The organism is Bacteroides sp. ZJ-18, from assembly GCF_011038705.2.
GTDB classification, from domain to species: domain Bacteria; phylum Bacteroidota; class Bacteroidia; order Bacteroidales; family Bacteroidaceae; genus Bacteroides; species Bacteroides hominis.
The window spans coordinates 2,735,944-2,747,001 of record NZ_CP072198.1 but is presented as its reverse complement, the minus strand read 5'-3'; the positions used below and the strand labels follow the sequence as shown (position 1 = coordinate 2,747,001).

General features: G+C 43.0%; 6 protein-coding genes. All 6 read right to left on the bottom strand.

Going from position 1 to position 11,058, the window contains the following annotated elements:
• Window positions 1-7: 7 nt before the first annotated feature.
• The 6 genes from G7Y45_RS10880 to G7Y45_RS10855 all read right to left on the bottom strand — a co-directional run bounded on the left by G7Y45_RS10880 (window position 8) and on the right by G7Y45_RS10855 (window position 11,040).
• Window positions 8-2,080, bottom strand: a complete 2,073-nt coding sequence (locus G7Y45_RS10880) for a family 20 glycosylhydrolase (protein WP_165015405.1) — start codon at window positions 2,078-2,080, stop codon at window positions 8-10.
• Between the two features lie 67 nt (window positions 2,081-2,147).
• A complete protein-coding gene (locus G7Y45_RS10875) occupies window positions 2,148-3,362 on the bottom strand; it encodes a cyclically-permuted mutarotase family protein (protein ID WP_032536301.1) in 1,215 nt (404 codons plus the stop codon).
• A gap of 10 nt (window positions 3,363-3,372) precedes the next feature.
• Complete coding sequence (locus tag G7Y45_RS10870) at window positions 3,373-5,697, bottom strand: family 20 glycosylhydrolase (RefSeq protein WP_005819544.1); 2,325 nt, start codon at window positions 5,695-5,697, stop codon at window positions 3,373-3,375.
• A gap of 19 nt (window positions 5,698-5,716) precedes the next feature.
• Entirely contained in the window at window positions 5,717-8,287 is a 2,571-nt protein-coding gene (locus tag G7Y45_RS10865; protein ID WP_165015402.1) for a glycoside hydrolase family 2 protein, read from the bottom strand.
• A 21-nt stretch (window positions 8,288-8,308) separates the two neighbouring features.
• Window positions 8,309-10,381 carry a GDSL-type esterase/lipase family protein gene (locus G7Y45_RS10860; protein ID WP_165015399.1) on the bottom strand — a complete coding sequence of 691 codons (2,073 nt, stop codon included), beginning with the start codon at window positions 10,379-10,381 and terminating at the stop codon, window positions 8,309-8,311.
• Window positions 10,378-11,040, bottom strand: a complete 663-nt coding sequence (locus tag G7Y45_RS10855) for an SGNH/GDSL hydrolase family protein (RefSeq protein ID WP_022012119.1) — start codon at window positions 11,038-11,040, stop codon at window positions 10,378-10,380. The genes G7Y45_RS10860 and G7Y45_RS10855 overlap by 4 nt, the downstream gene beginning before the upstream one ends.
• Between the last annotated feature and the right edge of the window lie 18 nt (window positions 11,041-11,058).

Sequence of the window (11,058 nt, the reverse complement as noted above, 5' to 3'; positions counted from 1 at the left end):
GAAAGAGTTACTTTACAACGATTTCGTCTGTAAACACCCATCCCCCGAATTCCTCTCCGGCACGAGCCTGGTAACGGACATAACGTCCTTTGGCATTTCCGTTCCATGCATAGTTCTTAAATACTACAGCATCCGATTTAACCACTTCATGCGTCTGACGGCTCAGCTCAGTGAAGTTTTCTCCATCTTCCGAGACAGAAATTATCACTTCGACAGGCAGAAATACTTCAGGACCCACTACCTGCATAAAATCAGCACCAATCAAATGCAGATCTGTCGATTCTCCCATATCGATAGTTACGTCCAAACGATCGCGGGAAATAAATCCCTGCCATGCCCCGTCGCTATAGGTCCAACTCCCACGGATTCCATCAGTCAGGGTTTTATCACCTTGTGCCGGATAAGACGAATTGTAGGGAGCATTATATTTTACGGTCTTGCCCAATGCAAGATGCTGAATCGGTTGCGCTGCTTCCGGCCGATTGCCGATCTCCTTTTTCAAATCGAACGGATGATATCCTTTGGATTGTAAATATCCTACAGCCTTTAAAGCACGGGGACGAAAATCAGTCCATGATTTCCGTTCAGGTGCAGACCACGCGACCTCTGCCAGCGCAAGAATACGAGGGTAAATCATAAATTCACAATGCTCGTCCGTCTGAATATATTCTGCCCAAAGATTGGCTTGAACACCATAAATCAATTTTGCTTCATCGGGTGTAAGCGAAGCGGGAATCGGATTGTAAGAGTATACTTTTTCCAATGGCAGATATCCTCCGATGGCTTCGGGCTGAGAATAAGGAGCATCCTGATAACTATCTATATAACAGTGCGAACCGGGAGTCATTATTGCCTGATGACCCGATTTTACGGCAGCAATTCCACCTTGTTCACCACGCCATGACATTACAGTGGCATTAGGTGCCAATCCACCTTGCAGAATTTCATCCCATCCCAGTAACTTGCGGCCATGGGCATTGAGGAATACCTCCACACGATGAATCAGATAACTCTGTAACTCATCTACATTATCCAGTTGCTCATCCTTCATGCGTTTTTGGCATTTAGGGCAGGTTTTCCAAGCAGCTTTTCCGGCCTCATCACCTCCAACATGAATGTATTGGGAAGGGAAAAGCTCCATAACTTCCGTCAACACATCTTCAAGAAAAGTAAAGGTTTTCTCGTTTCCGACACAAAAATCGGCATTCTTATAAGGCTCTCCTGAACAAGACAGTTCCGGATAGGCAGTCAGAACCTCTTCCGAATGGGCAGGCATCTCTATCTCAGGAATAATAGTAATATGACGTTCACGGGCATAATTGACCAATTCACGAATATCATCCTGCGTATAATAACCTCCGGAAGCACCGGGAGCATCAAAACGACAATATTTCCGCCCACCTTCATTCCACCATCTTTTCCAGTTGGCTTCCGGACGCCAGGCAGCAAGTTCCGTCAATAAAGGATATTTCTTAATCTCGATACGCCAACCGGCAGCATCGGTAAGATGCAAATGCAGGCGATTAAGTTTATAATAAGCTAATGCATCTATCTGCTTTTTCACAAACTCTTTAGAACGAAAATGGCGGGAAACGTCAAGCATCAGCCCACGGTATTCGAAACGTGGCGAATCCTGAATCGTTGTAGCCTGAACTGACCAGGCACCCTCCATTGCAGGTTGAGCCATTTGCAAAAGAGTCTGAACACCATAGAATAATCCGGCACCGGAAGTAGCCTGCACTGTTATTTTATGCGGAGTTACCTCCAGTGTATAGCTCTCGGGAGAAGATAACTGAGGATTAGCCTTCGTTATCATAAGAGAGACCACGTTCTCTTTCGTTTGCTTTTTACCGTTTTTGAAATGGATAGGTAATGTCTCCAGATAATCCATCAACATTTTCTTCTCTTCACCTTTCAGGTTGGTATACAGCTTAGTGTCACCGGTAAATAGAAAAGTACCGCTACCTTGCTCCATCCGGAGAGGAATAGGAATGACAGACTGCGCTTTCACACCAGCTGTTGCTATCATCAAACCGGCCGCAAGCAAGAAAGTACAAATTTTCATTGTAGGTTTTATCATGATATGATTGGTTTTAGTTTTTTGTTTTCAATGTACAAATATAAGTAAAATGTCAGATTATCTGCAATCAGTCAATCATTATCTTAACTATTTCCGGGGTACGGATTCCCGGCTTCAGCTCACCATTGATATTAAAGAAGGTCTGTCCCTGCCCTGTCAATGCAGCACCGGCACGGGCAACATCTTCACCCCGAACAGCCTCTTCCCACTTATCCCGACGTGTATTATAAATCAAAATCCGGTCATTAAAACGATACCATCCTGCCGGATGCAACATATACTTTTTTGCTTCCAACTTCAGACTGTCTACAACAGTTTGCTTGCCATTGGCCACGGCTGTCTTCATCATTTCCTCGCGCTGAAGAGCAGAAAAGAAAATATCTTTGTTGACTCCACCGGTACAAAGTATCAAACTGTCCGTCAGTGCTATACCGGCTCCACCACCCAAAGCGACAGGCACAGAATCATTGCCAACCGGAACAGATACCGACTGCCATTGTTGCAAAGATGGAGAATAGCAATATCCGTCAGTAGAAAGGCTTGCAGACCGTCCATCGGATGCACCGGCAAAACCTCCCCATAAATATAGAAGGGTTTCCCCCTCTTTACGTTGTCCTACACATACCGGTTGTACACGGGGAGAACCCGGAAAATCGGGAAGCCTCTGCCATCCGGTCTCCGGGCTACTCAGACTGAGGCAATAAAGTGCATTCGAAGGTTTACCATCCACATTGCCTCCGGCTACGAAAAGTGTATAATCCACTACTGAACCGCTCATATTATCCATTGTACAAGGTAAAGAAGGTAGTGTATCTACAATCACAGTCTGTTTATCGTCAGTCAAAGAAAGGCGGTAAACAGCAGATAAGGATCCATTTTCGTTCGATCCACCCACACAAACTACCCCTTGAGGAGTCGAAACCGAAACTCCATAAGCAGCAGCAACAGGCAGCTGACCGACTTTTCTCCATATGAAAACTGAGTCTGCAGAAGCGTCAGCGGCATAAATACCTTGGTAGAATTTCTTCTTTCCTCCTTCGGCTGCCGGCGTTTCCGGAAAATTACATCCGCCGGCAATCAATAACTCTCCCTGATAGATGCCGGCATAACATGCCGATACACCCAAAGAAAAACCGGGTTCTCCTTCGGGGAATCCGGTCATTTTCTGCACGCTAATCCCTTCTTCATTAGGCGCAACTTGCCGGGAGCTGCACGAAGCAACCATCCCGGCAAGTAAACATCCAATGATAGAAAGAAAACGAATCGTTTTAGTTTCTGTCATTTCTATTTTTTCAATTCAACGTAATTTCATCTACAAATAAGAAGCCCGGATTACCTTTACCACCATGCCATGCCGGAATGGAGTGTTCCGACGTTGCAACCACTTTCACATAACGGGTTTTCACCGGATCAAAAGTCAATTTGTGCTCATAAAGCCCATTACGGTCGGTCTCTTTCATCTCGGGATATGCTTCAGAAGCAACTTTAGTAAAAGTCTTATCATCATCTGAAACCTCAATTGAGAAAGAACGTGCATCGAATACCCAGTCACCCTTCTCAACACAAGTTGTAATAGCCACACTTGAAATTTCGGTAGGTTGCTGCAAGTCAATTGTTACATCCATATCATTCTTATAGAATGCGATCCAACGGCCGGTTTTGTAGTTACCATTTCCTTTCAGTCCGTCTACTAATGTAGAAACACCACCAAACTCATATTGCTTGTTTACAGGCTGATTAGCTTTAATAGGCTTTGAAGTAGATTTACTGAAAGCAATCTTTTCAGTCAGCATTTTGCTGTTTCCGGTAGGACGAACAGCAACCGCCTTTAAAGTACAACTTTCCTTAATCGTAAGAATACTGTCACATACGGGAGAAGCTGCCGTAGGCTCAGTTCCATCTAATGTATAATGGATGGGAGCACCGTCAATAGTAGTCATCACTACATCTACTGCTCCTGTGGCCGAATTAGCAACAAACTCGGATTTCACATCAAATACATGTTTGGCATAATTATATCCTTCAGCTTCATATATATTAATCAATTGTGGCAAACGGGTCAGGAAGTTTTCATAATTCTTCTTTTCAGGATTAGACCATTGCACCTCTGCTAAAGCAGCCCAACGCGGCAACACCATATACTGAGCCTGAGAGAAAGTAGGAATGTATTCCGTCCAAAGATTAGCTTGTACACCAATAATATATTTTTGCTCTTCCGGAGTCAATGAAGAGGGCATTGGCTCATAACTATACACTCTCTCCAAAGGTAAATAACCACCAATAGCCAAAGGTTCATTCTCAGTATCTTTGGTCTGATAGTAGTCAAAGTACAGATAAGTGTTCGGAGTCATGATAACATCATGTTTCTGCTTGGCAGCCTCGATACCGCCACCTTCACCACGCCATGACATCACGGTTGCATTCGGAGCGAGTCCACCTTCCAAAATTTCATCCCAGCCGATAATCTGACGTCCGTGCTCGTTCAGGAATTTTTCTGCATGGTTGATAACAAAACTCTGCAAATACTCTTCTTTTGAATGCTTAGCATCACTCTTGATTCCCAAAGCTTTGATACGAGCCTGACACTTCGGACATTTCGCCCATTCACTCTTCGGACATTCATCACCACCAACATGAATATATTCAGATGGGAAGATATCCATAACTTCTGTCAGTACATCATCGATAAAGGTCAGTACGCTATCGTTACCTGCACACAATACCTGATCGGATACTCCCCATATCTTCCAAACTTCATACGGACCACCGGTACATCCCAAATGGGGATAAGCAGCCAATGCTCCCTGCATATGTCCCGGAAGGTCAATTTCCGGAATAACAGTGATATAACGATCGGCAGCATAAGCTACGATTTCTTTTGCTTCTTCCTGAGTATAGAAACCACCATAAGGTTTTCCATCATATTCTCCTGAATTACGTCCGATTACAGTTTCCGATCTCTTTGAACCGATTTCTGTCAACTTAGGATATTTCTTGATCTCAAGTCTCCAACCCTGGTCCTCTGTCAAATGCCAATGCAAACGGTTCATGTTATGCAAAGCCATCATATCGATATATGTCTTTACTTCATCTACTGTGAAGAAATGACGTCCCACATCAAAATGGGCACCACGATAGCTGAAACGAGGATAGTCGTTGATTTCTACAGCCGGCAATGAAGGAGTTGTACCAATGGCAACCGGAATAGACTTGCGTAACGTCTGGATACCATAGAATACACCGGCTTCAGTGGGAGCAGCAATGGTTACACCATCTGCATTCACACTCAACTGATAAGCTTCAGGGTTCTCTGATTCCATACCCAATTTAAGCAGAATAGCACCTTTACCTTCAGTTCCAGCTTCAACTGCATAATCCTTACCTGTAGCTTTCTTCAGATAATTCGCCAGGAATTGGGCATTACGTTGCATCTTTTCATTTCCTTCCGGATAGATGATTTTCACACTACCATTCAATGTAAATGGTTGGCTTTGAGCAGTAGTAATTTCCTGAGGTAAAGGAATTACCTGGTAATTAGCTGTAGTCTCTTTGTCGTTACACGAAGAAATAAATCCCGTGAGCGCCAGTAAACCGGCAATTTTAAAAAGATTTCTCATACAAATTATTTAATAGGTGTTAGTTATAGGTATCTCGTACATGTTTCACTGTAATATTTTGCTGTTCTCCTTTCTTAATATCCGGAGACGTAATCGTTATCTTCTTGTTTTCCCCCGGCAACAGATCAAAGAAATTATCACTGAAACGGGCGCTCTGAACAGGAATCTGGATAAAAACATCTTTAGCCAGCTTAGAAGACGATAAGGTCACTTCACACTTACCATCGGATTGCTTTACTTTCATAGAAACATTTGTTTGGGGCAACTCCAAATCCTTAGTCTTATTAAAGAAATAAACCTCTTCAGCTATTTTCTTACCGGTTTTATCTTTCAAAGCAAGTAGTAAGAAACTGTTTTTACGATGTTCCGATGTCACCCACTCACTCAACGGTTTACGAAAGATGCAAGAAGAAACATTCGCCGGAACCTCGACTGCCCTGACAACTTCCTTATCTAATGTCTTGCCATTAAAGTCAATCACTTTCATTTCAAGTGTAAGTTGACTCTGTTTCTCCAACAAATCAGATATCAGATAAACACTCAAACTATCACCTTCTTGTATCGCATTGACCAGCAGTGGTGCAAAAGCTCGCTTTGCCTGATAGTGCAATGCCTTCCAATTGCCATAATAGTCTATACTTGACCAGGAAACGACAGGCCAACTATCATTAAGCTGCCAGTATAATGTCCCCATACAATAAGGCCGGTTGCGACGATGTGCTTCCATGCCATGGCGCATACCATGCCCCTGAAGTACAAGTCCGATATATACAAAGTCTTCAAACTTCTCAGGAACAACATAATCACGCTCCATATAAGTTCGTATCAAATCGTTACCGATACTGCTTTTCTGGTGTCCGTTCATTACCTCCGATTCAATCTGATAATCTTTCGGAGACGCAAAAGTAGCAATCGTCTTCATTTCAGGGAACGACTGGAAACCGAATTCGCTCATGAAACGAGGCAAATCGGTATCTAATGACTCAAAAGGCTTTTTGCCATACCACACACCCCAGTTATGACTATCGCCCGTGCCCCAGGACTCCGGACGTCCCCAATTTGCGAAATAGGGAGAAGTATGTTTGTAGAAACGCCCTTCATCAAGTTCTTTCACCTTTGCAGGCAGCAATCCCCGGAATAACTTATCATATCCCCGGAACATGTTTTCATATACTTCCGGAGTATAATTCTTTTGCCATCCCCAGTATTTTAATCCTTCCAGAATTTCATTATTCCCACACCACATGGCGAGTGAAGCGTGGTTTCGCAGACGTTTGATATTATATTCCGCCTCCTCTTCCACTCGCTTCAAGAAAGTAGGATCACTTGGATAGGAAGTACATGCAAACATAAAATCCTGCCAGACAAGAATACCATTTTCATCTGCCAGATCATAGAAACGATCGTCTTCATAAGTTCCCCCACCCCATATACGAACCATATTCATATTAGCCTCTTTCATATCTTGAAACAGAGTCCTATAACGTTCGGTAGTTATATTGGGGAGCAACGCATCATCAGGAATATAGTTTGCTCCTTTTGCGAACATCGGGATGCCATTCACCTCAAAATAAAAAGATTCTCCATCTTTGTCTTTTTCGTTCACTACGCGTATCGTACGAAGGCCGATTCGATGCTGTCGTGCGGCGACCGTTTTGCCATCACACACCACCTGCACTGAGAAATCATATAAATGAGGTTTCCCCCACCCATTGGGCATCCAACGCACGGGGTTCTGAATATCCAATGGAATTTGGACTTGATTTAAACCCGGTTTTAATGTTACATTTTCCTTTACCATCACTTCCTCTCCTCCTTCCAATGAATAAGAGATCAAGACCTCAGCAGGCTTTTCTTTCTCAGAAATACTATTAATTTCCAATTCATTAGAGAGTTTTGCAACCTGATCTGTCAGACTAAGCTGCTTCACATGAAAATCTGCAATAGTAGCAACATCATAAAAACGAAGAGTAACAGGACGCCAGATACCGCTTGTAACCATACGGATTCCCCAATCCCATCCATAACTATAAGGAGCTTTCCTGGTAAATACACTAAGACGTTTTTCGTGGTGATCATTATCTGCCGGATAATTAAATCCATTGGAGGACCACTGTGGAAGGGTTTGTTTTATCGGAGAATGAAAATAAACATGCAGCAGATTCTCCCCTTTACGTAATACTTGTTTTACGGGAACTACATAGCCCACAAACATATTATCTGATTTCAGAATCAGAGAACCATTCAAATAAACATCCGCATAAGTATCCAGTCCCTCAAAGGAAAGCTGGGCGGCATCTCTCTTCAACTGCTCTTCTGTAACGACAAAACTGGTTTTATATTCCCAATCCTCATTTTCCACCCACTGAATCTTCTTTTCATTGGTACCATAGAACGGATCGGGTAGCAATTTATGATGAATCAAATCCTGATGAACAGTGCCCGGGACAGTAGCTGGTAGCCATTTTTCTGTCCCCACCTGTGAGAATGACCAATCGTCATTCAACATTAACACATCCGAAGTGTCCCTGTTTTGCCCATAAGCTAAACCGCAACAACATACAAGTCCATACAATAATTTTTTCATCATAAACTGCTCTCTTTTTCAAGTTTATCTTCCCCAGTCCGTACGGAACGTAGATGCCGGTAAACCATCACCATTGACCAGATTGGCCCGGGTGAAAGGCTGCCAGCCGTAACGTACACGAAGAGGATTCTTCACTTCTTTACTATATACTTTTATTTGATTTCCTACAACTTCGGCTGTAGCCGGATAATAAACATCCTCTGTTTCAGCTACTTCGAATGTCCGTAACGGTTTCCCATCCGATGAATGCATACCTTCAGCACAATCAAATGACACGTAAGCAGCACCATCACGGAACTCTACATTGCGGAACATCGGCCCCGAAGGCGTTACATTCTTCTTTCCATAAGTATGATTCAAAGCCCAATGTGCCAAACGCTCCCCAACCGGCTGTTTGTGCTTGGGGTGTACATCAAGCGAATCACCCAGGTCACTCGATACTGCCATACCTGTATTAGGAATCTCATACATCATTCTGCGCTGGCTATCACGGAACCATGGCCATGACGGACGATTGATGCTTGACAACTGCACATAATAAAATGGCAAATCTTTATTTTCCCAGTTTTTACGCCAACTTTCAACCAATAGTTTAAACAATTTCTCGTGTGCCTCACGATTATGTGCATTCGATTCACCCTGATACCAAATAATACCTTTAATAGGATATTGTTCTAAAGGACGGATACCGGCCTCATACAGGTAACAAGGTTCATAAGGATGACGTTGCTGTTTGCTATCCGCCTTTTTCACATTAAGAGCGGCACGACCGCGTACCCAGTCTTGGATAAAGTCATTTTGAGTCCAGTTACGTAATATAGCCGGAAATTTATATTCCAATGTATTACGGTCTACCCATGCTTCGGTAGGCGAACCGCCGATTGCGTTACAAATCAATCCGACAGGTACCTTTAGACTGTCCTGCAGCATTTTACCAAAATAGTAAGCTACCGCAGAGAAAGAACCGGCAGTAGCAGGCGAACAAACTGTCCATTCGGTATCTTTATAATATTGCAGATGATTTAATGAATCCAATACGGACTCATCCCATTCAACAGCATCTGTACGCCAGCGCGCCTTCATATCGAACAAACGAATCTGATCATTGGCGGCTTGCGGAATATCCCTTTTAGCAGTTTTACTCCAACCAAGATAGAACTCCATGTTCGATTGTCCGGAACAAAGCCATACCTCTCCGGCTAATACATTATTGAAAGCTTGTTTCTGCTTTCCCGCAGAAACAGTCAAAGTATATGGGCCTCCAGCCTTCAAAGGCTGGAGAGTGATCGCCCAATCACCATTGGAAGCAGTTTTCACAGACTGTTTCTGTTTAGCTATTGCTACAGTCACTTTTTCTCCTGCGTTTGCTTTGCCACGGATAGTCAGAGGCTGCCCATGTTGAAGCACCATATTGTCAGTATACAGTTCAGATAAGTGTAATCCACCGAAATCTCCCGTAATCGCAGAATATACCGTTTTCGCAAGAATGCCGGCACCCTCTACATTAGGATGTACAGCATCCGGAAGAAGATACGGATACGGATAAAGCGGCGCATGGAAATCTATCAACTGAACCCCGGCATATTTAGCTATTGTCTCGATACTTTGCTGAATTTCTCCATGCCAATCACGGGTACCCGACTCAAAACGAGGATGACGATCGGCAATCGGTGTCAGTCGGGCAATAATAATATGACATTTAGGATTAACAACACGGAAAGAATCAATCAATGCCAGATAATCTTTCACGAAATGATCACGATAGTTCGGCCAGTCACGAGGATCCGTATCATTGATTCCCAAGTGAATAACAACAATATCACCGACAAAGGCAAGCGCTTTTTTAAATTCTTCCTGCTGCATGTAAGGGCGGTGTCCTTTATTTAATAAAGTAGCCCCTGATTTTCCGAAATTTCCAACTTCATAAGTATCGCCCAAAAGTTGCTGCAACTGTGAAGGATAAGAATCCGTTGCCGGATTTGGAAGAGTATACCCATACGTAATACTATTCCCCACGCAAGCAACTTTTATCCGCTTCTGTGCGGACAAAACTGCGCAAATCATCAAAAATAGAGATAAGAATAGTATCTTTTTCATTTCTTGTTTATATAAGGTTTAACAATATCCACCCATTTAAGGTAGCCTTTACCCAGTAAGTGTAAACCATCATTTGTATACTCAATATTCATCTTGCCGGTCTTCTCATCAACAAAATGAGAATAGAGATCAATATAGGTCACGTGTTCTCTGTCAGCCAGCCGAAGCAGCCCTTCATTAATCTTTTTCACCTCTTGCCAACGTGACGTATGTCCGCCAAACATCTTATAATGATCGGTTACCGGAAGTACACTTTGCAAATATAGCTTTGTTTTTGGAGATTCTTGTTTAATTTTTTGAGTAATCATACCAATACGATGAACAATTGTATCCGCAGAGGTGCCCCGGCTTACATCATTTATACCGATCAACAAGAATATTTTAGCGGGTTTTCCTTTTAAAATCGCATCCAGCCGATCATAAACACCCATACAGATATCACCACTGATTCCCCGGTTTTTGACATGCTTATTATTCAATAATTCACTCCATTCTCCCCCGTTAGTAATACTATTACCCAGAAAAATGATATCTTTTGAAGTCACAGGCAGCTCCTCAAACAGAGTTGCACGTTGATAATAGAACGTAGAATATTTGCGTTCCTGTGCGTTGCCCGCCATTGAGGCGAGCAACAACATCATTAATAAAATTTTCTTCATTCGTTTTTATTTTTTCTC

Coding starts and splice junctions, on each gene's coding strand:
- G7Y45_RS10865 (WP_165015402.1), bottom strand. CDS start 8,287: ATGATGAAAAAATTATTGTATGGACTTGTATGTTGTTGCGGTTTAGCT.
- G7Y45_RS10860 (WP_165015399.1), bottom strand. CDS start 10,381: ATGAAAAAGATACTATTCTTATCTCTATTTTTGATGATTTGCGCAGTT.
- G7Y45_RS10880 (WP_165015405.1), bottom strand. CDS start 2,080: ATGATAAAACCTACAATGAAAATTTGTACTTTCTTGCTTGCGGCCGGT.
- G7Y45_RS10875 (WP_032536301.1), bottom strand. CDS start 3,362: ATGACAGAAACTAAAACGATTCGTTTTCTTTCTATCATTGGATGTTTA.
- G7Y45_RS10870 (WP_005819544.1), bottom strand. CDS start 5,697: ATGAGAAATCTTTTTAAAATTGCCGGTTTACTGGCGCTCACGGGATTT.
- G7Y45_RS10855 (WP_022012119.1), bottom strand. CDS start 11,040: ATGAAGAAAATTTTATTAATGATGTTGTTGCTCGCCTCAATGGCGGGC.